General features: G+C 40.3%; 23 protein-coding genes. 1 reads left to right on the forward strand and 22 read right to left on the reverse strand.

Annotation, left to right across the window (positions count from 1 at the left end):
- Positions 1–103: 103 nt before the first annotated feature.
- The 19 genes from GQR60_RS00540 to GQR60_RS00630 form a co-directional block, all read right to left on the reverse strand.
- On the reverse strand, positions 104–1,009 hold the full coding sequence (locus tag GQR60_RS00540) for a relaxase/mobilization nuclease domain-containing protein (RefSeq protein WP_124991074.1): 906 nt from the start codon (positions 1,007–1,009) through the stop codon (positions 104–106).
- Positions 1,010–1,026: 17 nt separating this feature from the next.
- A complete protein-coding gene (locus GQR60_RS00545) occupies positions 1,027–1,404 on the reverse strand; it encodes a plasmid mobilization protein (protein WP_124991075.1) in 378 nt (125 codons plus the stop codon).
- 218 nt (positions 1,405–1,622) lie between these two features.
- Positions 1,623–2,297 carry a DUF3945 domain-containing protein gene (locus GQR60_RS00550; RefSeq protein ID WP_160463376.1) on the reverse strand — a complete coding sequence of 225 codons (675 nt, stop codon included), beginning with the start codon at positions 2,295–2,297 and terminating at the stop codon, positions 1,623–1,625.
- A gap of 45 nt (positions 2,298–2,342) precedes the next feature.
- Positions 2,343–4,274 carry a YWFCY domain-containing protein gene (locus GQR60_RS00555; protein WP_124991077.1) on the reverse strand — a complete coding sequence of 644 codons (1,932 nt, stop codon included), beginning with the start codon at positions 4,272–4,274 and terminating at the stop codon, positions 2,343–2,345.
- Between the two features lie 20 nt (positions 4,275–4,294).
- Entirely contained in the window at positions 4,295–5,092 is a 798-nt protein-coding gene (locus GQR60_RS00560) for a DUF4138 domain-containing protein (protein ID WP_124991078.1), read from the reverse strand.
- Entirely contained in the window at positions 5,089–6,273 is a 1,185-nt protein-coding gene (gene traM / locus GQR60_RS00565) for a conjugative transposon protein TraM (protein WP_124991079.1), read from the reverse strand. The genes GQR60_RS00560 and traM overlap by 4 nt, the downstream gene beginning before the upstream one ends.
- A complete protein-coding gene (locus GQR60_RS00570) occupies positions 6,248–6,583 on the reverse strand; it encodes a hypothetical protein (RefSeq protein ID WP_124991080.1) in 336 nt (111 codons plus the stop codon). The genes traM and GQR60_RS00570 overlap by 26 nt, the downstream gene beginning before the upstream one ends.
- Before the next feature lie 12 nt (positions 6,584–6,595).
- A complete protein-coding gene (gene traK / locus GQR60_RS00575; RefSeq protein WP_124991081.1) occupies positions 6,596–7,222 on the reverse strand; it encodes a conjugative transposon protein TraK in 627 nt (208 codons plus the stop codon).
- A gap of 15 nt (positions 7,223–7,237) precedes the next feature.
- Complete coding sequence (locus tag GQR60_RS00580) at positions 7,238–8,188, reverse strand: hypothetical protein (protein ID WP_124991082.1); 951 nt, start codon at positions 8,186–8,188, stop codon at positions 7,238–7,240.
- A gap of 10 nt (positions 8,189–8,198) precedes the next feature.
- Complete coding sequence (locus GQR60_RS00585) at positions 8,199–8,918, reverse strand: hypothetical protein (RefSeq protein ID WP_124991083.1); 720 nt, start codon at positions 8,916–8,918, stop codon at positions 8,199–8,201.
- Positions 8,919–8,928: 10 nt separating this feature from the next.
- Entirely contained in the window at positions 8,929–9,579 is a 651-nt protein-coding gene (locus GQR60_RS00590; RefSeq protein WP_124991084.1) for a hypothetical protein, read from the reverse strand.
- Between the two features lie 17 nt (positions 9,580–9,596).
- Entirely contained in the window at positions 9,597–12,008 is a 2,412-nt protein-coding gene (locus GQR60_RS00595; RefSeq protein ID WP_124991085.1) for a TraG family conjugative transposon ATPase, read from the reverse strand.
- A gap of 3 nt (positions 12,009–12,011) precedes the next feature.
- Positions 12,012–12,308, reverse strand: coding sequence for a DUF4133 domain-containing protein (locus tag GQR60_RS00600; protein ID WP_160463377.1), 297 nt, complete (start codon positions 12,306–12,308; stop codon positions 12,012–12,014).
- Entirely contained in the window at positions 12,308–12,622 is a 315-nt protein-coding gene (locus GQR60_RS00605) for a DUF4134 domain-containing protein (RefSeq protein ID WP_124991087.1), read from the reverse strand. Before GQR60_RS00605 ends, GQR60_RS00600 begins: the two co-directional genes overlap by 1 nt.
- Before the next feature lie 19 nt (positions 12,623–12,641).
- Positions 12,642–13,004 carry a hypothetical protein gene (locus GQR60_RS00610; RefSeq protein WP_124991088.1) on the reverse strand — a complete coding sequence of 121 codons (363 nt, stop codon included), beginning with the start codon at positions 13,002–13,004 and terminating at the stop codon, positions 12,642–12,644.
- A gap of 1,195 nt (positions 13,005–14,199) precedes the next feature.
- A complete protein-coding gene (locus GQR60_RS00615) occupies positions 14,200–14,886 on the reverse strand; it encodes a P-loop NTPase family protein (protein ID WP_124991089.1) in 687 nt (228 codons plus the stop codon).
- The gene (locus tag GQR60_RS00620; RefSeq protein WP_124991090.1) at positions 14,849–15,331 is read right to left on the reverse strand and encodes a hypothetical protein; all 483 of its coding nucleotides are present in this window, start codon (positions 15,329–15,331) and stop codon (positions 14,849–14,851) included. Before GQR60_RS00620 ends, GQR60_RS00615 begins: the two co-directional genes overlap by 38 nt.
- Positions 15,331–15,624: a helix-turn-helix domain-containing protein gene (locus tag GQR60_RS00625; RefSeq protein WP_124991091.1), complete on the reverse strand. Its 294-nt coding sequence runs from the start codon at positions 15,622–15,624 to the stop codon at positions 15,331–15,333. The genes GQR60_RS00620 and GQR60_RS00625 overlap by 1 nt, the downstream gene beginning before the upstream one ends.
- Positions 15,625–15,761: 137 nt before the next feature.
- Positions 15,762–16,919 carry an RteC domain-containing protein gene (locus GQR60_RS00630; RefSeq protein ID WP_124991092.1) on the reverse strand — a complete coding sequence of 386 codons (1,158 nt, stop codon included), beginning with the start codon at positions 16,917–16,919 and terminating at the stop codon, positions 15,762–15,764.
- Between the two features lie 1,408 nt (positions 16,920–18,327).
- Between GQR60_RS00630 and GQR60_RS00635 the strand changes: the two genes are divergently transcribed.
- Positions 18,328–18,957 carry a lipid-A-disaccharide synthase N-terminal domain-containing protein gene (locus GQR60_RS00635; protein ID WP_124991093.1) on the forward strand — a complete coding sequence of 210 codons (630 nt, stop codon included), beginning with the start codon at positions 18,328–18,330 and terminating at the stop codon, positions 18,955–18,957.
- A gap of 182 nt (positions 18,958–19,139) precedes the next feature.
- Here GQR60_RS00635 and GQR60_RS00640 read toward each other — a convergent pair whose 3' ends face one another.
- The 3 genes from GQR60_RS00640 to GQR60_RS00650 all read right to left on the reverse strand — a co-directional run bounded on the left by GQR60_RS00640 (position 19,140) and on the right by GQR60_RS00650 (position 23,597).
- The gene (locus GQR60_RS00640; protein ID WP_124991094.1) at positions 19,140–19,601 is read right to left on the reverse strand and encodes a PepSY-like domain-containing protein; all 462 of its coding nucleotides are present in this window, start codon (positions 19,599–19,601) and stop codon (positions 19,140–19,142) included.
- 86 nt (positions 19,602–19,687) lie between these two features.
- Positions 19,688–22,705, reverse strand: coding sequence for an efflux RND transporter permease subunit (locus GQR60_RS00645; RefSeq protein ID WP_124991095.1), 3,018 nt, complete (start codon positions 22,703–22,705; stop codon positions 19,688–19,690).
- Between the two features lies 1 nt (position 22,706).
- The gene (locus GQR60_RS00650) at positions 22,707–23,597 is read right to left on the reverse strand and encodes an efflux RND transporter periplasmic adaptor subunit (protein WP_160463378.1); all 891 of its coding nucleotides are present in this window, start codon (positions 23,595–23,597) and stop codon (positions 22,707–22,709) included.
- Between the last annotated feature and the right edge of the window lie 44 nt (positions 23,598–23,641).

Raw genomic sequence — 23,641 nt, forward strand, 5'->3', positions numbered from 1 at the left:
GTGCTCTTTTTAGAGTGTGCCCTTGTATAAGTCAGAGAAAACAACTTAGCATTGTACAAAATAGGTGTGTTCAACAGAAAGTCCTTATTTGGTAGCATGAGTTTTATTTTCTTTTGGATTTTCTCTTTAATCGATATTGCTTAGAAATATCTTTAGTTAAGTCCTTCTTTCGAATTTGCAACAATAATTCTTTCATAAATGCACTTTTAAAGCCCTGACTAAATCTTTCATCTTTACTGGTGGCAATTCTCTCTTTTATTGATGTCTTTTTTTCCACCTGATAAAAATTCGGCTTCTCTTTAAACTTCGACAGGCGAATCGGATAACGAATTACTTTTCCATTCCCATCGGTCACAAGCACAATATGTCCTCTACCCGATTTTCTGATTTCCACATTAAATAGTTTTAAGGTTTCATTATACAGTGCTTTGGAATTTACCTCCGACATTTGGTTGATATGATAGAAAAGGCTCTCCAGGCTTTGTTTGATGTTTCGGCTTTGGGCTGAAAATTTAAAAACAGGTTTCTCTGATCTTTTACGATTATCCAAGAGATGTCTAAGTTCTAATTCTTTAATGAAATTCTGAGCCTTCTGCCGCTCATGATTGTCCTTGACTTTCTTACCGCTTTGTTTGTCGATCCGAGTGGATACGATGTGAAAATGAGTCCTCTCCAAATCTTTGTGTTTGTAGACGAAATACGTCTGATTGCCATAGCCCATGTGTTGCATAAACTGGTCAATTTCCTTTCGAATGATCGGATTATTTAATTTCAGAGAATCATCTGCAGATGGATTTACGGAGATGTGAAGGCATTTGTTTTTCACTCTAGGATTTAGCTTTTCAATGTTCGTAAGCTCTTTCAAACGATGGCTTTTATCGAAAAAAAAGGGATTAATAGCTTTGGTATTCCTGCTGTGAAAAAAAACGGCTGCTTTCTGCTCCACCTTTTTTTCGTTATAAAGGAAGGCATTCTCGGTACTGGCAGTTTGATGGATAACGATAACCATGAGTGAAGCTTTTGCTTTTATTCAATAACATCCATGTACTTTTGCAAAACGGAAAAACAGTTTCGAAGTTCCTGCAAAACTTTTAGAAAGACTTCGCGATCCGAAGCTCCAAATTGATGAACCTGACCGGAATTGATATTCTTGGAAACCTGGTTGAGATTCACGCCAATTTTATTGAGCTGGTAATCCAGTTTTTTGGTGATCTGAACAAAGTCTTCACTCACCTCAATTTTTCGGATTTCTCGTTTCTTCACCAACTTTGCCCTGCAAAAATCACTCAGCGTTCGGTAGCCTTCCTTTTTGCATCTTTTTAGAAGTAGTTTCTTTTCCAGTTGGGTCAAACGAATCCGAACTCCATGTTCCAACTTATCGTATTCTTCTGTTTTAGGTCTCATATCTATTCCTCCTTGTCCTATGGACAATCAAGCTTTTCATCCCCAGATGAAAAGTCCCTGCCGGAAGGCACAAGAGTTTTTGTGGAACAAAAACACATCTTGCATTCCCCTCTTTACATTTTTTTAGTCGTCAAGTTTGAAGCTCCTTTTTTCAGAAAAGGGAAGACCACCAAACAAATGGATTTGTCCTCCCTCACCTTAACTCAACCACGATTATCTTATCCTACTTTCTGTTTTGTTCCTTTCTTTTTTTCGGTCTTCTGCTCCCTCTCCTTTTCTTTCTCCTGTTTGAAACCGGAAAAATTGATGCTCCGATTGGCTGCATCCACCTGAAGAGAGGCCGAAAATTTCTTTCCGTTTTTCCCGGTCATCCCATCCAGATGGATTTTCTTTCCAGCTGCCAATTGCTGTTTTTGTTCTTCGGAAAGACTTGCTCCCTTGATCTTTTCCGGTACCCGGATGTGCTTGGAACGAAGTGGAATCAGCTCATTGGTTTTGGCATCCAAAGACAGATAGTAATTGTCCTTTTCTCCCTTCTGATTGGTCATCTCAATGGTCTTTCCCAAATGTTTGTCTTCCAAAAGAGCCGTTTTTTCTTCCTTGGTAAATTTGTGTCCCAGATATTCATCGGGAATGTGCAGGCGTTGAATGGGATGCACCTTTACGTTCACGCTGCCATCTTCTGCCTGCTGCAACCTGATTTTCGCAGGAATCCGATACTTCTCTTCATTGATGTTGGCATTGACCGTATAGAGTTTGGCAGACCGGAAGCCATTTAAGAAATCTTTCAGTTCCTGACTTTCCATGCGGTCCACAAAATCTTTTTTGATCCCGGCTTTCTCCAGCTTTTCAAAAGGGATCTCTTCCTTGGTAATTCTTGTTGTTTGTTCCATCATTTCAAATTTTACTTGTTAGCATTCTACTTACACAGGCTTCACTTATTGCGTATTTCTTTTACTTTCCAATAAGATTTTCTGTATGTCTTCACAGATTTGGCTGCGATTGTTTTCCAGCACAGCTTCCACATTATCAAATTGATAAATATCAGGGATGGACTGATAGTACTTCTCCTCTGTTTTCACCTGACGGGCATCCACCTGAATCAAACTGTTGAAATTCTTTTGGCCGACCTCCTCTCCAAAATTATCGGCGATCTGTCCCACCATCACTCCTTGCGGCAGGGTGGCAATTTTCCCTTCCGGAACCAGATAATCCATCTGGGTGGAGAAGGAAGTGGATTGTGTGTTTCTGTTGATCGTAACGGACTGTCTCTCTTGCAGAATTTTACCCATTCGGCTTTGAATGAACCTGGCCGTATCCCCAACCGACTGACCGGCAAACACATTCCCGATGTTGGTCAGAATGGCATTGGCCTGCTCCTTCCCGTAGTCCCGGATCAGCTGATCGATGGTCTGCATGCCCAGCAGGGTGGAAATCCGGTTGCTTCGGGCCGTTGCAATCAGGGTATCCAAACCCCGAAAATAAATGGTCGGCAGCTCATCAAAAATCAAAGAGGATTTGCGCTGCCCCTTTCGGTTCATCACCTTCAGCATTCTGGTGATGTAGAGGGAAAGTACGGCTCCGTACATTTCAATGCGAAGCGGATTGTTGGCCAGGCAAATTACTTTGGGCCGTTGGGGATCATTGATGTCCAGTGAGAAATCATTCCCGGAACAAATCCAGTAAATCTCCCGGCTGCTGATCTTGGAAATGGCAATCTTTAAACTCCCCAACTGTCCCTCCAGCTGTTCACTGGCTCCTCTATGGTGCGCATTGAGAAAAGGGTTGATGATGTTCACCACATCTTTTTCCTGTGAAAGCACTTCAAACAGATCATCATAGTCCAGCTGCAGAAGTTCTATGGCATGAGGCAGGGTGCAATACTGCCCATTCTGGTAGCGCTTCAAAAACCAGATGACCGCGGCAAAAAAGGAGACGGCAGATTCGGAAAAGAACTCCCCTTGTTTTCGGATCCACTCCCGATTCAAATTGTAGAGAACTGTTCTGGAAGATTCAAAGGCATCAATGGGACTTTCCATGAGTTCCGGGGCCAGGGGATTGCATCGATAGGATTTCCGGATGTCATCAAAGTTGATGATGTAAAAAGCCGAAGCGGCCGGCAGTTTCCGGTTCTTTTTGGCCTTCAGAAAATGATTGTAAGCCACCTCAGACAGATCCGGAAATTTAAAATCATACACACACATGCAAAAGCCCTTGTTCAAGTGCTGTTTGATAAAAGGAAGTACCACAGAAAAGGATTTTCCCGATCCAGGTGTTCCGATCACCATGCTTCCCCGAAATGGATTGACCACATTGATCCATCCCTGTTTCACTTCTCCCTGGTACTGAAACAGACTCGCCAGATTGACCGAATATTCATTTTCTTTCAGCTCCTGGTTCTGTGGAAAACTTTCATTCTCCTTGTTGAAACGATCTTTCATCAGATTTACATTGATCAGTTTGGAAATGTTGTCAAAGGCAATGTTCAGAAGCACAAAGCCCCAAAAGGAAAACAAAAGATAAAGTCCTGCCTGCCATTTGACCAGCAGCAAGCTTCCCCAGTACAAAAGCAAGCCAAACAGAACCTGAAAGATCAGAGTGGAAATCTTCAGTTCCCTGTCCTTTTTGGCTTTGGTGCCGATGCAGGTGATGATCAAAAACACCAGGCAGACCGTTTTGGAGTAAAGTGGCGAACTTAAAAATTCAAGATTCATCAGTTTGGTGAACAGGGCTTCCAATTCTTCCTGGTAGATCCCTGCGCCTTTAAAAAAAGTCATTTGGCTCAGGTACAAAGACAGAATCAAAAGGGAGTAGGAAAAAAACCGAAATCCCTCATGTAGCTTTACCAATTCTCTGGATTCATCACTCATTGTTTCCTGTCCTTTATGACTTATAAATTTTCGGCTTTTAGAATATCCCTGTTTTCAAGCTCCAGGCTGAGCTTTCGTCCGGTGTTCCCCAAGGCTTTTTCCAGCATTTCAATGCGCAGGATCCGCTGATCGGGAACATTCAGCTTGGGCAGCACAAAGATTTCCCGGACAGAGCTTTGAGCAGGAATGTAAGCCTGCGAGTAATACTGAAAGCGGGGATGCAGTTGATACTCCTGAGCATTGCTGGCCCGAAACTGCCTTTTATCAGCAATCCACCATTGAAAACTCTCCACATCATAGCCCATGTCCGTATGGTTTGTAATACCGACTTCAAAAAACAGGACATCATTGCTCAGGTAGATGTTCCTCAAGTGCAGACTGATGCCGTCTTTGGCCATTTTGTGGCTTCTGCCGCTTCGCTTTTGATCTGCCAAAATCCTTCTGCAGTTCTCATCCAGATCCTCCCTGCTCATCAGCTGGCCCAGGTACAGATCGGCCTCCCGGGACTCAAATTCCTGAAGCAGATAAGCGTTTTCCGGGTCTGTGCCATAAGTCAGAAGCAACGTATAGAGCTGTCCGCCAGAAACCAGGGTAATGGAGCTTTCTCCTTCAAATCCGCCCAAAGCTTTGATGCGGACCAGATTGGGATGTTCCGGCACAATTTCAGCCAAGACAACATCCTGATTGCCCAGCTGCAGATAGGTGATCTTCTCCTCTGAAATCAGATGGATGACTTTGTTCTCACAGACCTTGATCTGATTTTCTGCAAACAGAATCAAGGGAAACAAAAGAAAAAAGGTAATGCTGTATTTTTTCATGGCTGCTGATTTTGATTGATTAAATAAACAAGGGTATTTTTTTTGATGCTGATTTTTTTTAGTCTGACTCTTTTCAGGAGGATTTGCGTAGTTTGGTCAGCTGCTGAAATACCCATATTGGCCAGCGGATCACTGCTCATTCCCCATAGCGTTGAAGCATTGGTTCTGCTCCCCACCTCCTTGCTCACCTTTCTGGCCGCATTGTCCGGAATATAGAGACCCGGCAGACCATCCAAATCATGAATCTGCAAATCCACGGGCAAAAAATAATCTGCAATGGGAAAACTGGAAACCCGGATGTGCAGGCGCTCATTATTGATTTTACAAATCCCGTATAAAAAGGTATTCCCGGAAACTTTCTGTCCGTTCAGCCAGGCATCTTCCAGCAGACGCATTTTGATGCGGTTCCCGTCCAGCACCTTGCTGCTTTCATAAATTTCGGCCCGGATCATGGCATGGGAAGTCCTCTTTCCGTTGAAGTTCACCTCCTCTTTTTGTTCCAGGTTAAAGCTGCTGAGTCCTTCTTCTTTGAGCAGGGAAAGCTGCCTTTTTGACAGCTCCAGATCAAATTTCAGGGAATCATTTTCCTGATTCAGACGGCTGTTCTCCTCAAAGACCTGTTCCAGTTCCTCCAGCCCTGTTTCCGAATCCAGCAAACTTCTTGTCAACTCCTTTTCCTGATGCATGTCGGTAAACGGCTCTTTAACAGGCCGTTTTTGGATCTTCTTTTGATTGGGGAATTCTTCCCGGGAAGCTTCCTTTTCCAGTTCCCCTTTCATCAGCTCCTGCTTTTGCCGGATGTGTGCCAGCAAGGGTTCAGAAATATCTTCTTCGGATCCTTTTTTCAGAAGGACCAAAAGACTGTCCGGCTCTTTCAGTCTTTCACTGCCGGACAATCTGCTTTCTGCAGAATCCAGCTCTTCCTGGGAGTTTTCATTTCCCATTTGAACAGCCAGATCCTGCTGCTGATAGGCCTCCATTTTATCAAAAATCACAATGTTCCTTTCCGCTTCGGGAAGAATGTAATTGGCTCCTTCTTTTCCATCATTTTGATTTGCCAGGACCTTTTGATTCAGCGCCTTTTCTCCGCCTCCCAGAATGTAAAAAATGAGGATCACAAAGGGAAGCAGTAGCAAAGGCAGGATCAGCAAGGCCTTATTTTTTTTCAGGTAAGTTCTCATGTAAATTTCGTTTAAGTTGATTTTCAAATGAATCCACCGGCATCTCAAATGTTGCCGTACCGGATTCTATCTCTCTTGTTTCACAGGCATTTCCAGAGGGTGATTCCAACCTGGTCCCTAAAAACTGCGCCACCGGCAAGCAGACAAAAGAGCCGGCAAACAGAAGGGAAAATGCAAACAGAATCAGTGCCCATTTTCCTTTTCTCACATTCGGAGCCAAGGCCTTGTCCTTTTCATCGGCTTTGCTTAGCCAGTCATCAAAAAGCATTGTAAGACTTTTGATCTGCCTAGTAGATCTCTTCTTTTCCATAATGATGTTTTTTTAGAATTGTTTTCTTCTGGTGGTTTCCAAATCCTTATTGTCCTCTATCCTCCAGTTCTCCAGTAAAAAGCCATGGGGATTGTTATCCGTTCTGGAGATGTTCCGCATAGCTCCGGAAGTGCTTAAATTCCGAATGGTGATGTTGGACTTGCGGACAATCTTCTGCTTTCCAAAAAAATGGAAGCGGTAGGGATAGGCTGAAAAATCCAGATCAATCGAGTCGGTCTGCAGGGTCATGCTGATGTCGGAGGCGATCACCTGATTGTAGACATTGTTCTCCTTGAAGGACTGGTATTGATCCATGGCCGAACGATCCGATAAATACAGGGCTTCCCGCACATTGTTTTCGATGTACTCCTTATCGGGTTCCAGGGTAAAGAACAGCTCATGAAAGCGTTTCACATGATCCCTGGCTTCCGCATTCCGGTTCTCTGTGATGTCTTCCCGAAGGGCGACCAAAAGAGATTTTCCATTGTCCAGCACATAGATTTTTTGCTTGGAACGTTCCACCAGATCCAGGGAAATGGAGAACACATAAACGCTTAACCCGATCAGGGAGAGACTGGTAAGGAGCAGCACATAAACGGTGAATCGGAATTTTCTTTGAATGTCGAATATTTTTCGCATAATTTCCTTTGGTATTTATTTCAACATGCCTTTGGTAATTGCCATGGTGGCAGCAGTCCGGACCATTCTTCCTCCTCCGGAACCTGTTCCCGAGGCCTGTACAATCCAGGAGGCAATCCTGGGCACCATACTCAGGCCTATGATTCCGCAAACCGGAACAATCAGGCTGGAGACATAGAGCATTTGAGGCTGATAAATCAGCATGCTGTTGATCTGAATGATCTCCCATTCCAGCATGTAAATTAGCACCTCCTGATCCAATGAGAGAATCAAAAGAGCAATGGGCAGATAGAGGTTTACATTGATAAAACGGGCGATCCATTGCAGGTAGTTGTCCTGAAATCCATCAAAAATGGACAGGGCAAAAACCAGGGGGCCAAAGATCACCAGCAGGACACAAAAGACCGTTCGCAGAAAAGCAATCAGATAAACAATAGCCTCAAACATGGATTCCAGCACCTGCCGGATGGCATCCATGATGTAAAAGTTAATCTGGTTTTGAATGGCCCTTCCGGTGATAATGTTGTAGCTGGTCAGCATTAGATTAATACCCTTGTCCCAAAGAGCTGCTTCCTTCTCCTCATTTTCATAGAAAATGGGTAAATCCGATGCCAGCATGGCATCCTGTTTCTGCTCCAGCAAGAGGGCCACCAGCGCCTTTTTGTTGGCGTATATGCTTTCTGAAAGGGAAGCCAGGCCTTTGGTCGGCACGAGGAGCAGATTCACAAAAACACCCCAAAAACTTAGAATCAACACAAAGGCAAAGGGACGCAATAGAGGCAAAAGGGAAATGGGATTGTCTGCAATGAGCTCCTCGTAAATCCGTTTGGAGATGTAAAAGAAGGCTGCAATTCCCCCAATGGCTCTGGCCATGTCCACCAAAAGCCGGGCATGGTCGATTCCGCCGACAATCAAAGTATCTGTAAAGGCAAAAAAATCATCTGTTGTGAGTACTTGTAAGAACATGACATTCGTTTTATTGGGTTAAAAAAGCATAAGAACCGCTATGCTGCATCGTAAATAAATTGAAGTATTTCAGTTTGTTGTAGGTATAATCCAGCTCACCACTGAATTTGTGTACAGCCATTTTCAGATCTGTGAAAGCCTGCAGCTTCTCTCCCTGTTCGGATTCCAAAAAATTGACCATTAGAAACTGCTCCAGCATTTCATTGGCTTCCTGTTTGAGCACTTTCTTGACAGCCCCTCCTTTTTCCAGATGATCCAAACGATCCAGATTCTCATACAAGGCAATGAATGTTTCGGTAAGGCCATAGAGGTCTTCCAATTGATCAAAGCGGCTGTCGAATAATTTTTGGCCGATTTCTTTTTGCCCTGCATTCAGTATTTTAATCCAGTTTGTTTCCTGGTATCTTCCCTTGAACTGGGAACGCTCCATGAGTTTTGCTGCCAGACGCATCAATCCCGTTTTTGTTTTTCCTACCAATTCCTCAGAATCCGTTACCGGCATGGATTTCACTTTCCAGTAGTAATGCGTGAGCGGTGTTTTGATAAACAAGTGAGGCACGGGAGGCAACCACCCCTTAAAGGCAATAAAAGTTAGTGGGTAATCATTCTTCATCTGTGGGTATCTACCCTTCCATTTTTTGATGGCAACGGCTTGTCCGCTTACTATTCCTGCTGATTGAAAAAGCAAAAACAGAACAAACAGGATGCCGGCTAATTTTGATTTTTTCATGAGAATCAAATTATTTGTACAACGAGTAATACATGGCAAAGCCTTCCAGCGTATTGCTTTCATAACTTTTCAGGTAGGAAGCATAAAGCAGCTTGTTGTAGAGGTAACAAATGGTTCCGTAATGCTGTTTCACATTCAGGTACACCCCATTGATAGTATCGTAGCGCTGCTTGTCATCCATCATCAGAAGATTGTCTTTCAGAATGGTAGTTAGGACGGTATTCACCAGTTGACTACTGTCGTCCAGAATCAAATCAAAGGATTGAACGATGGCCACGGCCTGCTGATTGGTGAAGTTCTCATCCTTGATGAGCTGTGGCAATTTATGGGTATAAATGTCCGTGATCTTGCCCAGCATATTTTTGGTTTCCTGCACTCTTTTGTAGTCCTTGATCAGAGCAGATACTTTCTCCAGGCTTTCCAGCATCTTCTGGTCGATGCCCAGCATTTCTCCGGTCAGGCCTTTGATGTCTCCGTTCAAGGCTTTGATCAGCACATTGTACCAATTGATTTTGGACAGAATGCTTTTTTCCTTGGTCCAAAGAGCTTCCCTTTGGATTCCTGCCCCCACATCGGTAACAGGTGCCTGAGCAAGAGCTTTTTGCAAGCTGCTTCCCATGAGTAGTACAAGCACTCCCAGTACAATTAATTTTGTTTTCATCTTCTTTTCATTTTTGATTACATATTTGTCAGAATTTCAATCAGGGAATTCTCCCCGGAGAGTTTGGTCAGGATCATTTCTTTCTCCTTCTGTTCTGTGGTATAACAGAAGTATTCAGCACGACTCACCTCCAGGGCAAAGACCCGGGAATAGGAACCCAGTGCAATGAATACCTCCTTGAGTTTCCGGTCTCCCGGTAGATTCTTATTGATGGATAGAATTTGTTCTTTCTGAAAATCTGACAGTCCCAGAAGCTGACTGATCTGTCCAAATTTATTTTTGAACTTGCTCATGTCCAGCAGGATTCTGGTATCTGCATTGTTGATGATGGCATCCCGGATAATGGGAGAAGAGATGATATCATCCACTTCCTGAGTCACCACCATGGCTTCCCCAAAGAACTTGCGGATGGTCTTGAAAAAATATTTCAGATAGGCAGCCATTTGAGGAGTGGCAATCGCCTTCCAGGCTTCTTCTATGCAGATCACTTTTCTCACGCCGCTGAGTCGTCTCATTTTCTGAAGAAAAATGTCCATGATGATCAGGGTGGCTACCGGAAAAATCACCGGATGATCCTTGATGTTATCCAGTTCAAACACCAGAAAAGGACAATTGAAAAACTCATCCGTCTTCATGGGTTTATTCAGCAGGTAATCATACTCTCCTCCCTCAAAGTATTTGCTGAGAATAAAAAAATACTCATGGCTGTTGAATTCCAGGGACTGCTTCTCCACCAAATCAGGAATATAGTCCCTGCAAAAGCTGTAGTAGCCATTGAAAGAGCGTTCCAGGCCCGGCGTTTGCAAAAAGTCCGTAACCGAATGTGCAATCACATCTTTTTCCATGTCCGAGAGTTGTTCCTTGTAGATGGTGTAAATGACTGACAGTATGGTCTGTTTGCGTTCCACACTGAGTTCCCCTTCCAGCACAAAAGGATTAAAAGAGATGGGGTTTTCCGTTGTGAACTCCACCATCATGGCTCCTCCCTGCTCTTTGAGACTCTCATTCAGGTAACGGGTCAGCATCTCATAGCTTCTGCCCACATCCAGGAGCACCACATGACAGTTACCACTCTCAGCGTATTGGCGCAAAAGGTGATTGGTGAAAAATGATTTCCCGGATCCTGATCCGCCGATGATGAGTTTGTTCCGGTTGTGGATCAGGTGCTTTTCCATGGGTTCATCCGAAAGATCTATTTTCACCGGACAGCCCTCCTGACGATTGGAAAACTGAAGGGTAAATTTCGAATTGGAATTGCTCACCTCCCCTTCAAAATTGCACAGACAACAGGCCTGAGGAACCTGGGTAATGAAAAGTTCCGTTTCCGGCAGCTGGGTGGAAAACGGCAGGCAGGAAAAAAACAGCAGGGGCAAATCAAAGGTATGCTGGTAGGGAAAACAGTTCATGAGTGAGAAAGCAGAACTGCACTCACTCTTGTTTTGCTTGAGCCTTTTGATGGACTGATCCATCACCATCACATTGAAATGCGTTTTCACGATTTTCTCTCCCGAAGTCTGTACCGTATCCAGAAAGTTTTCGATCAGTCCAGAATTTATTTTGTTTTCGGAGGAGAAACGGGACAGGCTGTAAATTTTCTTGTAATTACTCTCCAGATTGGCTTTCACCTCTTGTTGTCCAGGCATGTAGATGAACTGGTTGGTGATGTGGGAAAACGGCAGGTGATAGGTCAGCGGATAGACAAAAGAACAGGGCAATTCCGTCCCGGGATGTCCGCCCACAGGTTTTACAAGGGAAGGGACATGAGAGTAATCACTCAGACTCAGGATTTCCACAAACTGATCCATCACCCTCAGCCGGTCCCGAAAATCAATTCCGCCCAGTACGGTATTTTCCCTTTGAAAATTAAGGGTCAGATAGGATTCTATGAGTCCCGTAGATTCTTCCGTTCCGACGGCCTGCTCCCGGCTGATAACATCACAGGAAATGCCCGATTGGGAAAACAGAGCCATCAAATTGGACCGGAGCTCCAGCGCTTTTTCACTTCGGTACTGATCTGCCTGCCTCACTTTCTGTGAGAAGATCAGAGAGGAAGACAGGTAATTTTTCAAAAGACCTTTGTTGAGCAGACTGACGTAAAGGAAGCACTCATGTCTCAGGTACTCTCTTCCTGTAAAATGAGTTCCATAACTTTCATCCAGTTTTGATGCTTTGCTGCCAGCTGCAGACTCTTCTGCCTTAAATTTCTCCACAAAAAAGAAATCCTGTTTGTGCAAAAGACTGTCTTGCGGCAAAAGGTTTACCACGCGCTGAAAGGTATCATGCAGCAGGTATAATTTTTCCTGACTGCAGGAGAGAAGTTCCGGCAGCTGCAGTTTCAAACCAAAACTGAGATCCAGGTTGTTGGAAATTAAAAAATCTCCATTGAAGCCCAGTACCGGCAGACTTTTTTCTATTGATTTTACATTCATGACTTAGCTTTGACAGATTCTTCTTTTCACGGTGATAAACTGAGGTAGTTTTTTGGCATGTTTCTTTTTGCTCCAGCCTTTGTGACCGTATTTTTTCTGGATTCGGTTCAGGCGATAGAGAATGACAAAAAATGAGGGGCAGCAGATGGCTACAGCAGGAAAAACACCGGCCAGTATGTACAGCAAAACAAACAGGATAAAGGTACCGATGATGGTGTACAGAGCTAAATAAACCAATTCACCTGAAAAGCCTTTTACATACAAGCTGGTGTCTATCTTTTGTATTTGATAGCTGTCCATCAGGAAAAGAAAGCCTTGATGACAACACCTACCAGAATTAAAAACAAACAGGCTCCAAACCATCCCATGATGGCCTTTTGAGTATCCTGATCCCCGCTTTGCCATTTGATGTAGACGCGAACGCCTCCAATTAATCCCACCACTGCCCCAATGGCAATGATCAGATTGGATACCGGATCCACATAGGAATTGATTTCACTGGTAGCCTGATCAATTCCGGTTGCACTTTGACCCAAAACAAGTGATGCCATGCAGAGCATCCCAACCAAAAGAGCCGTGCCCTTTTGATCAATTTTCAAATTGATTTTTTTCATGGAAACTAATTTTTAGTACTTACTGTTCATATTGAATTTGATTCAAAATTTCAGAAAGAATGGATTCATCAGGCTGCAGAAAAGCATCCAGCTCGTAACCTTCATCCATGCCCATCTCTTCCTGAATGGTGACCATGGGTGAAATCTCCGACAGGGAAAGAGGTGGAATCAGTTCTGTGGTAAAATCTTTTGCTGAGACCAGTATGGGCTGAAACTCCTGTCTTTGAAAATCATCTTCCGACTGATCTTCAAACTGGATCTGCTGATCCTTGAGCCTGCTTTTCAACCAGGCCAAAACCATGAATCCCAGATACCATGTAATCAAAACAAAGGCCGTGAATTTCAAAAAACCGGCCCAACTGATGTGATCGAATCCAAACATATGCTTATCTGTTTTTGTTAAACCATCTGATAATTACTCGAAACAAAGAGAATCCCCTTTGAATCGACAGGATAAATATCTGGAATTCAAATACAGAAAACTCCCAAGTTGTTCCCAACTTGGGAGTTTTTTATTGTTTAATAAAAATCAGGTGATTTGTAGGGTTTTGATCTATTTTCATCTTAATTGACCTCAAAAAATCATCTTCCATCCCAAGTTGACTTGTTAAACCACTCAACTTGCTCCTGTTTGTTTCTGTTTGCTTCTATTTATTTCTATTTGTTTGTTTGTTTGTTTTTGTTTTTCAAAAAAAGAAGAGAAAAAACGGTCAAAAAAAGAAAAGAAAGTCAATTCGCCAGCCGATGACAGGCTAAAATACAAGGCTGCCACAGCTCAATAAAAAATAGGGAACCAGCTAAAAACACAATTTACCTGTGGCACAAAGCCTGGCCTTGTATTTTAAAAGGGGGAAGCCTGCGGGGTCATCGGCTATATTGGGCTTTCTTTTTGTCTTTACTTTGACTGATTTTTAAACCAAAACAATCTCTTTAAAGCTTTGGGAAAGGAAGTGTAGGACTGGAATGAAATGCAAGGGATACTCTTACTGCGGAGTGTTCAAGGCTTGTTTGAAGAAGCCACGAAATCAGCGTCCCTAAGCTGAGCGAAACAAACAGCAGGGAAGCTATAAAAGGCTGAACCAAACAGGCCGGCACACAGGCCTCAATCCTTAAATATCCAGGCAGATACCATTGAATTAACAACAAGAAAAAACTTCTTCCTGAGGGCAGGGAAAAGCAAGTGCAGAACCGGAATGAAATGCAGGGGATGCTCTTGCTGCGGAGTGTCCAAGGCTTGTTTGGAAAAGAAGTAAAATCAGCTTCCCTAAGATGAGCGCAGCAAACAGCATGGGAGCTGATAAAAAGCTGAGCCAAACAGGCCGGCACACAGGCCTCAAGCCTTAAATATCCAGGCAGATACCATTGAGTTGTCAACAACAAAAAGCTTCTTCCTGAAGGCAGGAAAAAGCAAGTGCAGAACTGGAATGAAATGAAGGGGATGCTCTTACTGGAGGGATGGGAAAGGCTTTTTCCGAAAAGACATGCAAATACTTACTTCACACGGCAGAGTATACGTGTGAGAATAATGCAAGCTGAAATGAATAAAAGGAACAGGCCTTTCCCATGAGGGGTAAAAACTAGAGCCTTTTATCTTTGGAAGTCTTCTCAAATGCAATGAGATTAAACAATTCCCGCATTCTGCTGCGAACGCGGTTCCCATAAAGTGCTTCCAACTCTGAAGCCGATAAATTTGTTGTCAGGTGGGTCACAATTCTCTTTTGCATGAAAAGATCATAACGACTAAGCAGGATTTCAGCCATCACATTGCATTCATTCCCATAGTACTTTTGACTTTGTTCCACACCCAGATCATCAAAACAGATGATTCCCGATGTAATCCTACCTCCTATGCTGTGCAGAAAAGTATTCCCATACCTGCTGATCACCTTGTATCCTTCCCGTTCGAACTCAAAGCTCGCTTCACGGGAAGATTTCATTTGAAATTGTCTGGCTGCAGGAAAGAACTGATTAATGAGTCTCATCAAGGAGGTTTTCCCACAGCCAACTGGTCCTGTTAATAGAATTCCTTTGTGTAAGTTGAGTCCCTTCTTTTTACAATTTAGCTCATCACCAATGGCATAAACCAGCAGTTTGTAAATCAATCCAACATCTTCCCTATGAATGGTAAAATGGGAACCAAATTGCTTCCTGCCCACCTTCTCGAGCCAATTCAGGCAGACCGGAAAATCGAACTGGTAGCTTTCCCCCTTCAGCTTGGCTACATCCTCATAAGGGTTCTGAATAATCTTTGTCGAGACTGGCATTCAATCGGTTTTTTTCGTTTCTATTTTTCCTTCTTTCATTTTTAAAACTTTCCGGATTCCCTTGTTTGTTTTTGTTTGTAATGTTTATTAAAAGTGTATCACTTGCTGTATCAGTTCCGGTATCAGTTCCGGTATCAGTTCCAGTATCAGTTGCGATATCAAATCTGATACAGCTAATGCGACTGCCGGAATGTAAATTGGCTGAAGGAAAATACTCAATATAAGCCCACTGATTCAATTCTTTTATGCAGCGAGCATAGGTGTTTACGGATCCAATTCTGGAGAGCCTCATCATCTGAAAGCGGTCCACCGAAAAAGGATTTCTGAAACGATTCACATTCCAAATCTGGAAGCAGGACAAATACAGACTAATGTGATAGGCAGTCATTCGTTCATCCTGTTCCAGTCTTTGAAAAAATCCATTGAGATGCCGGATGTAGTTCATCAATGAGATCTTAGAGGAAATCCATTTTGCACCTGATTCTTCTCCAGCATTTTTTTAATGTTTTCCAAATCATAAAAAATAACGCGTCCGACTTTGGTGTGGTTCAAGCCTCCCGTGATTCTCATGGATCGTAAAGTTCCCGGTGATACTCCCAATAGATCCTGAACCTCGTGAGATTTTAGCCATTTCTTGCTTGGCAGACCATTCTGCTGTTTCAGGATCGCTTTGAATTCATCCAGCAGCTCAATTTTGAACTCTTTCAAATCATCTGTGGTAATAATTTCTGCAGGCATAATTTATTTTTTAAAATGACACAAAATAACTTACGCCTCAAGTTGCGATTTTTAAAAAATATTTTATCCCAAGATGCTCCCAACTTGGGAAAGAATTATTTTCAGAAACAGGTCTCTTTTTTTTATTTTTTCATCAATTAGTTGTCTTTGAATTCTTTAATTTTATTGAGCAGTGAATCTTTCAACAAATCCAAAAATTTTGTTGGTTCTATTTTCCGGCCACGAATCTCTGAGAAAGCATGGTAAACATCACCCAAATCCACAGAAAACAAATTTTCAAATGCTTCGGTGATTTCCCTGATTTCCGCATCACCATCATTAAGAGAGTTCGAACAAAACAAAGCATAAATAAGCTCAACCAATGCCACTTTCTTGTCTGTCCATCTCAATTTAACAGGAGAATTACTGGAGCTTTTCTCCTGCTTACTGCCATTGGAAAGGAGTTTAAACTTTTCAATCATTTTCTTCAAATCATTTTTTAAATCCTGCAAAAATGCAGAAGAATTGGGTTGATCCAGGATCGAGTGCATTTCCAGAAACAAAACCTTCATCTCTTGGTCTTTGAAATCCACCCCTTTAAAATCACTATATTGGGATTCACAAAGCAATCCCCTGTAGGTCTCAATTTTTACCTCAAAATACATATTCGCCGGAGAGGAATAAATATCTTCACCTTTCCCCAGATATTCCAAAGATAACCTTTGCCGTTCTTCATGCAGAAAGTAAATTTTATCAGGAAGTAATTTGTGCATTGGCAATACATCCTTTATCCTGGTCATATGAGGATAGAATTCTTTCATTTCATTCAGCCAGGATGCATCAGGACCTAACAGATAAACTTCTGATTTCCTGCAATTTTTACGAAAAACACGAATGAATTTGGATGATTTTTGAATGATGTCCTTTTGCAGTTGAAAACAGGCCCCCATTTGCGACAGATCTTCAGGATGTATATGAATCCACTCTAAACGATTAATGGTTTTAGTTACTATTTTATAATTTGGGGATGGATTTACAAAATCTGGATTTTCACCAATCTGCTCATCCAGCATTTCAAAAATATGGATTAACATATCCAGATATAAACGTACCTCCCCGTTCGTTTTGAAACTGTATAAATTATTTCGAACTTCACGAATGAAATTCCAATACAAATGGTTCACATTATGCTTGAATTCGCTAAAACTTAAATGATTGTCGAAATAGAGCTTATACCCAACCTCATTTTTCTCGAAAACAACGACAGCCTTTGTCAATTCTGTTATTAGCCTGAAAAAAATCTCTTCTGTAAACATATTTCATATATTTATAATTATACAATCAGTTATTTCAATTAACATTTCAGCTCAAAACGAACACCATAAATATCATACTGTAGTTATAAATATACCAAAACATTAAATTCAATGCAAAAATAAAAAAACCAATCGAACAATCTGAAGATCAGGGTTTTAGATTTTCACTTCATTCCATTTAAAACAACATAAAGAATTACTATCTGATTCAATAATACAGATACTGAATCATTGAATCAGAATTACCGACAACAGATCAGCATATTTTCATGATTCTAATTCAATTTTATTTTGACTGCCCCATCCGAAATACTTGCCAATTCAAATGTGCTAAGACCTAAAACGAGTTGTCAAGCTGATTCTGATGCAAGACCAAACCTAATCAGAAGCATAGAAGATTTTTTCTGAAATTGAATTTCAGGAATTTACTCGATAATTAAGAAGACTTTGTTGTGTTTTTCGAATTTTCTATGGAAATCAAAAAAATATTTAGCCAAGCACTTTAATAAAAAATTGGAATGGAAAAAATAGAAAATAATCTTTGAGCATTTCCGTTAGGCAGAAGAGCATTCTACCCGAAATTTTAGAGGTGATGGATTGGGCACATTCATCTCAAAAGAAATAAATGAATTGATGGGAGGTGAATTGTAGGTTCAATCGGAATCAAATAAAGGCACTTGTTTTTAATTTTCGATTTCCTGCAGCTCCACTTTATTTACAATACAAAAACCAACTCAAAGTGTTGTCTATTAGCTGGTTTTTATTTTTCATTGAATTATCTAAACAGCTCCCAAACTAGACACCTATTCGGATACCTAAATGAAAATTATAATTCTCCCTAATTGCATTTAATTTGATCACGTCTGATATCAAATGAAGAACTTGAACAGAATCCTTTTCGGTTTAAAAAATTAGTTAGGGAAATGCTAAATGTAAAACATTCACGAACACCAAATCAATTTGCATTAGCTTCCAATCCTGAAGATAATGATGCATGTGCTACCTTTCGTTTGACTGGAAGAAATTTATCAGCCCCAAATGCGACTAATAAGAATCTAATACCGGTATTAACTATAGTTATCTTATTTAAATCCATTACTATCCTTTTTTAATTGATTGAATATTTTCTTAATCTCAAACCACTAATAGGTACAGGGATTGGTAATCATGGACATATATACCCATACAAACATTGGATTCATAATAAATTCGTTGAAAGGGTACATTACTCTTACAGCAATGGGAATGAAGATTAAGAAGCCACATTTCTCTATTTTAGGGTCTGTTGGATAATAAGAGGACATCAATACCATTTGTTTATTATATTTAGTGAACCTTTTATTGATTGTTTCACGTGCAGATGGATGAAAAATCAGGAATATTAATTATTAATTTCAGAACAAGGATAATGAACGATACACTTATTTACGGAATAGGGTTTTTAGCTCAAGGCTTATTTGCAGGTCGTCTAATTGTTCAGTGGATCAAATCGGAAAATGCAAAGAAATCTCTTTCACCAACTCTATTTTGGCAACTAAGCATTCTTGCCTCTTGGTTGTTATTCTTATATGGTTTATTAAGAAACGACTTCGCAATTATCTTGGGGCAGGTTATTACTTACTTTATTTACATTCGAAATTTACAATTAAAAGGGAATTGGAAAAAACTCCCTCTTTTGAGTCGAGTTTTTTGTCTACTAAGTCCAATCATTGCTTTTACTTATATGGCAATCAATTACGAAAGCAAAATTCTTCTTCTGTTCTACAATCAAGACATTCCATTTTGGCTCTTGATATGGGGAAGTTTAGGTCAGTTAATTTTCACATTTCGTTTTATTTACCAGTGGATTTATTCTGAAAGAGAAGGAGAATCTATACTTCCTTTAGGCTTTTGGGTAATCAGTTTGATAGGGGCTATTATGATTTTATCGTATGCCGTTTATCGAAAAGATCCCGTACTACTCATGGGGCAAGGTCTTGGCACAATCATCTATATCCGAAATATTATTCTAATTAAAAAAAGTAAAATATTGTCATAATAGTTTAATTACAAAACTGTTAATTTGTGCAACTCCGTCGCGGTCCATATAAATGAGCTTAATAAAAACAATTAGGAGCCTCAAAAAGATTGAGACTCCTAAAGCAGTAAATATGTAGTAGTTTTGCACCAAAGTGCCTGTTGGTTGCGGAACGACTTCCTTAAAGAAAGTATTCCTTTTTTCTAGTCTTCATCATTCTTATCTTCTTCTATCGATTCTTTCTTGATCAGCTCGCCTTTTGAGTTAATGGCTATTTCAACTTCGGTTTTACCCATTTTCAATTCAAATTCATAGCACTTACCATCTGCAGTTTCCGACATTTCAGATTCTTCAATTTTATATCCTGAAAATTCTTTTTCTATTGTAGATTTAACTTGATCTGGAATTTCATTTGAACTAATTTCGAATTCTGTCTCTAACCAAACTCCTTCCATGTTAAAGTTTGCAGAATATTCTTTTCCCGACATCTTAAATTCAGCCTCCCATTCTGCATCGTTTTCTTTATCCCATTTTACATTCGATGCATCTGGAAATTTTTGAGCAAAAGCGGTTTTAACCTGATTCGGAACGGCCTTTTTATTTTGTGCACAACCGGACACTGAAGTTATTGCAATAGCAACAATCACTAAAAGTAAATTTTTCATTTTGATCTATTTTAAATTAATAACATGATCAAGATAAGTCCATAATCTAAAGAAATCTTGAAGTTATTATCTGCCTGCAAAAAAAATTACGACACTTGCTTTTTTAGTATCAGGTTTAACAAGCCTGGCAACACGATGAGCAACAAAGGCAAGGCAATAATTAATCCACCAATTACAGCAATTGCCAGTGGTTGATGCATTTGAGCTCCTGTACCAATCCCCAGAGCCAATGGACTAAGGGCAACTACCGCTGCCGATGCAGTCATTAATTTAGGACGAAGCCGAGTTGAAATAGCATAGGATAAAGCTTCAGAGACAGAAGTATTTTTTAATTCAGAATAAAACTGCTGTATGGTAAAAATTGAATTTTCACCTATAATGCCAATAATCATTATCAACCCGGTATAACTACCTACATTTAGAGGAGTTCCGGTAAAATACAAGGCAATTAAACTGCCTGATATTCCAAGAACACTTATAAAAAGAACGACAAGGGAAATTGCCAGTTTTTTAAACATGAACAGCACCACAGTAAAAACCATCAACCCTCCAGCAATCAATATCTTTAGAAGTTCAGAAAACGATTTTTGCTGCTCGGCATAAGCGCCGCCATAGGTAATCTGATAGGAAGGAGGCAAATTAATTTCCGCCAGTTTAATTTTGATGTCTTTCATTGTGCTTCCCAAATCCCGGTTATTTAAACGAGCCGTTACAACCCCCATTGTTTGAAGGTTCTCCCTCTCTATTTCCGACACGCCGCTTTGTATATCAAAATCTGCAAATGTTTTAACTGGCAGGTAAGTACCTGAAGGAATGCAAATAGTAAAGTCCTTTATTTTTTCAATTGCTGTTTTATTATTCATTGGAAAAATCATCCGGATATCTGTGAGTTGCTCCTCTTCCTGAATTGTTCCAATAACAGTTCCAGTCAAATGGGTTTCCAACTGCGCCTGCAAATCAGAGGCACTAAGTCCGAATTGTTTTAATTTGCCCTCTTTGGGGAAAATTCGAAGGATGGGTCCTGCAACAACAATTCCATCAAATACATCAGCTGTTCCTTTAACAGTTTCCAGACTATCTGCAATTTGTTTCGAAAGAAGTTTTAGTTTGTCGTGATCATCACCAAAAATCTTTATCTCGATGGGTTGAACACTACTCATTAAATCCCCAAGCATATCAGATATAACCTGCCCAAAATCAACATTTAAGGCCGGCACTTTTTGCTCCACCACAGAACGAATATCATCTGTAACCTCTTCGGTTGTTTTTTTTCTGTTGCTCTTTAATTCAATCAAATAATCGCCCCGGTTGGATTCTGTAATGAAAAAGCCCATTTGTGTTCCTGTTCGTCTGGAATAGGTTTTTACATCGGGAATGGATTCAATAATTTTATCCACTTCGCTTAGCATTCGGTCGGTTTCTTCAAGAGATGTTCCTGCAGGCGAATTGTAATCCAATACAATTGATCCCTCATCCATTTCCGGTAAAAAACCTGTGGAAAGTTTTGGCATGATCCATACAATACTCAAAATAAGCAGCAGCGAAAACAGAATACTGATATATGGTTTTGTAAGAAAGAAACGAATCCACTGATGTGTGGAATGCTTACTCTCATAATGTTTACCCAAGCCTTTATTTTTAGACAACAGCAAATAAATTACAGGCAAGCCAAGCCAGGTAATAACAAAGGAACAAAGCAATGTTATCATCATGGTTTCAGTCAAAATTTTGAAGTAAGCACCAGCCACACCGGTCATTAATTCGAAGGGAATAAGAATAACAATTGTGCTGAGCGAAGAACTTACCATTGATGGAAACAGAAAACGGATGGCTTTACCAACCAGCTCATTCGGTTTCCGATCAGGAAATTCCTCATGTGTGCGGTGGATTTGTTCAACCACAATAATCGCATCATCAATAATTAATCCAATAGAAGCGGCAATGGCTCCAATGGTCATGATATTAAAATCGAAACCAATGGCTGATAAAATAATAAAGGTAAGCGTAAGTGTGAGCGGAATGGTTATGAGGATAACAGTACTTGATTTTACCGAACGTAAAAATACAATTACAACAACAATCGACAATAACAATCCAATCCAAAGCACATCAATTATACTGTGGATACTCCTATTTACAAAATCGCCCTGATTGTAGTAGGATGTCAAAATCACGTCATCGGGTAATATTTTTGCGAGCTCACTAACTTTCTCTGCCACCTGATCCGACACATCCATAAGATTACTGTTCGGTTGCTTTAAGACTGCAATCAGTGGAACATCCTTGCCATTGGCTTTAATTTTTACATATTCGTTGCGCTCAGCAATTTCTACATTTGCAACATCTGAGACTTTAATGCTACGAACAGCATCGTTAAACAACACTAAATTCTCAAGTTGTTCTTTATTTTTTATGCTGGCATCGGTAACCGTTAAATACAAACGCTTGTAATCTACAGTATAACCATTTGATTCTATGAAATTGGTTTGTTGCAATGCACTGCTAATTTGCTGAAGACTGATTCTTAACAAATTGAGTTTTTGCTCATCCAATACAATCCGGTATTCTTTTACTTTCCCGCCAATTACATCAACCGCCGCTACCCCTTTAATTCTAGACAGATAAGGTTTCACAATATATTCAGCTATCCTTTTCAGTTCCACCTGGCTTTTTTGATCCGACTGAATCGAATACCCAATTACCGGTAGTATGGATGGATTCATCTTCTCGATGGTAATTTGCGCGGCACTGGGTAAGCTATTTTTAATTTGTGCAATCTGAGATTCCACCTGTTGTTTGTCCAAATCGATATCCGAATCCCAATTCATAAAAGCAGAGATTTCACAACTTCCCATACTCGTAATGCTTCGTATTAAATTGAGATTCTCAACTTTTTTAATTGCATTTTCGATTGGTCTGGTTATCGCAACCATCATTTTATCTACTGGCTGTTCGCCATTGTCAACAATTATTTTTATTTTCGGAAACGTCACATTCGGAAATAATGAGGTCTTCATACTTTGATAGGAAAACCCTCCTCCTATTAATATGAGTAATAAAATAACTGCTATAGGACTCTTAAATCTGACAAATATTTTCTCCATGTTACTTCGAAATTCTTACAATTGAACTATCCGATAAACCATATGCACCTTCACAAATAATCACATCGTCTAAATTTATATTTTTCGATAAAATCTCAACAACACTATCGTTCTCTATCCCCTTTGCAATTGGTATTTTTACAGCCAGGCTGTCCTTAGTAATTTTCATCACCCAATAGTTAGATTGTTTTTGGTTGGTTAGAATTGCTTTTTTTGAAACCAATAGGCTATTGGTTTTTTTTTCGATGATAAACTTTACTGTAACATTTAAATTTTCGGGCAATTGAGATTTTTCAATTGGCTGTAATAAAACGATCTGAGTTTGATTGATTTCATTTACAGAGGGAATAATTTTAAAAAGTCTTGCGTAAAACCAATTATCATCGCTGGTCATCACTTTAAAGCTCGTAACGGTCTTTAAAAAGCCGTTGTACTGGTAGGGAACATTTAGCTGAATTAGTATCTTGCTGTTCTCAACAATAGTAGATAATAAGTCTCCTTCGGTAACAAAAGTGCCTGTTTCATTTGTATTTAATTCACTAATAACACCATCGGAAGGGGCTAAAATCTCCACTTTGCCAAGTGTATTATTTAAAGCTTTACTTTCCTTGGTTTGCATCTCAAATAGAAGATTATTTTTCTTAACAATATCTCCATACTCCGTGGCAACACGAGTTATATATCCCGAGAAAGGTGCGGTTATTTTGTTTTTCTTCAGGTAAACCACTTTTCCATTTAAATCAACGTACTTTTCAATATCTCCTTGTGATATTGACGTTGTTTTAACTGATATTATTGGATTTCGTGTTTTAGAATTACTGCTTTTCTGCCTGCATGAGAAAAGGATTATATTTGAAAAAATTAGTAAAGAAATTAGAATTAGTTTTCTCATTTGTCTGTGATTTACAATTTGAAGATCTATGAAATTTAGCATAA

It is taken from the genome of Labilibaculum euxinicum, assembly GCF_009795715.1.
GTDB lineage: Bacteria > Bacteroidota > Bacteroidia > Bacteroidales > Marinifilaceae > Labilibaculum > Labilibaculum euxinus.

Bases quoted from the DNA above. Each gene is read 5' to 3' on its own strand.
- GQR60_RS00580 (WP_124991082.1), bottom strand. From the start codon at position 8,188: ATGTTCTTACAAGTACTCACAACAGATGATTTTTTTGCCTTTACAGAT.
- GQR60_RS00555 (WP_124991077.1), bottom strand. From the start codon at position 4,274: ATGAGTGATGAATCCAGAGAATTGGTAAAGCTACATGAGGGATTTCGG.
- GQR60_RS00630 (WP_124991092.1), bottom strand. From the start codon at position 16,919: ATGTTTACAGAAGAGATTTTTTTCAGGCTAATAACAGAATTGACAAAG.
- traK (WP_124991081.1), bottom strand. From the start codon at position 7,222: ATGCGAAAAATATTCGACATTCAAAGAAAATTCCGATTCACCGTTTAT.
- GQR60_RS00570 (WP_124991080.1), bottom strand. From the start codon at position 6,583: ATGGAAAAGAAGAGATCTACTAGGCAGATCAAAAGTCTTACAATGCTT.
- GQR60_RS00605 (WP_124991087.1), bottom strand. From the start codon at position 12,622: ATGAAAAAAATCAATTTGAAAATTGATCAAAAGGGCACGGCTCTTTTG.
- GQR60_RS00650 (WP_160463378.1), bottom strand. From the start codon at position 23,597: ATGAGAAAACTAATTCTAATTTCTTTACTAATTTTTTCAAATATAATC.
- GQR60_RS00620 (WP_124991090.1), bottom strand. From the start codon at position 15,331: ATGAACTACATCCGGCATCTCAATGGATTTTTTCAAAGACTGGAACAG.
- GQR60_RS00610 (WP_124991088.1), bottom strand. From the start codon at position 13,004: ATGTTTGGATTCGATCACATCAGTTGGGCCGGTTTTTTGAAATTCACG.
- GQR60_RS00600 (WP_160463377.1), bottom strand. From the start codon at position 12,308: ATGGACAGCTATCAAATACAAAAGATAGACACCAGCTTGTATGTAAAA.
- GQR60_RS00645 (WP_124991095.1), bottom strand. From the start codon at position 22,705: ATGGAGAAAATATTTGTCAGATTTAAGAGTCCTATAGCAGTTATTTTA.
- GQR60_RS00635 (WP_124991093.1), top strand. From the start codon at position 18,328: ATGAACGATACACTTATTTACGGAATAGGGTTTTTAGCTCAAGGCTTA.
- GQR60_RS00540 (WP_124991074.1), bottom strand. From the start codon at position 1,009: ATGGTTATCGTTATCCATCAAACTGCCAGTACCGAGAATGCCTTCCTT.
- GQR60_RS00590 (WP_124991084.1), bottom strand. From the start codon at position 9,579: ATGAAAACAAAATTAATTGTACTGGGAGTGCTTGTACTACTCATGGGA.
- GQR60_RS00585 (WP_124991083.1), bottom strand. From the start codon at position 8,918: ATGAAAAAATCAAAATTAGCCGGCATCCTGTTTGTTCTGTTTTTGCTT.
- GQR60_RS00595 (WP_124991085.1), bottom strand. From the start codon at position 12,008: ATGAATGTAAAATCAATAGAAAAAAGTCTGCCGGTACTGGGCTTCAAT.
- GQR60_RS00545 (WP_124991075.1), bottom strand. From the start codon at position 1,404: ATGAGACCTAAAACAGAAGAATACGATAAGTTGGAACATGGAGTTCGG.
- GQR60_RS00640 (WP_124991094.1), bottom strand. From the start codon at position 19,601: ATGAAAAATTTACTTTTAGTGATTGTTGCTATTGCAATAACTTCAGTG.
- GQR60_RS00550 (WP_160463376.1), bottom strand. From the start codon at position 2,297: ATGGAACAAACAACAAGAATTACCAAGGAAGAGATCCCTTTTGAAAAG.
- GQR60_RS00625 (WP_124991091.1), bottom strand. From the start codon at position 15,624: ATGCCTGCAGAAATTATTACCACAGATGATTTGAAAGAGTTCAAAATT.
- traM (WP_124991079.1), bottom strand. From the start codon at position 6,273: ATGAGAACTTACCTGAAAAAAAATAAGGCCTTGCTGATCCTGCCTTTG.
- GQR60_RS00615 (WP_124991089.1), bottom strand. From the start codon at position 14,886: ATGCCAGTCTCGACAAAGATTATTCAGAACCCTTATGAGGATGTAGCC.
- GQR60_RS00560 (WP_124991078.1), bottom strand. From the start codon at position 5,092: ATGAAAAAATACAGCATTACCTTTTTTCTTTTGTTTCCCTTGATTCTG.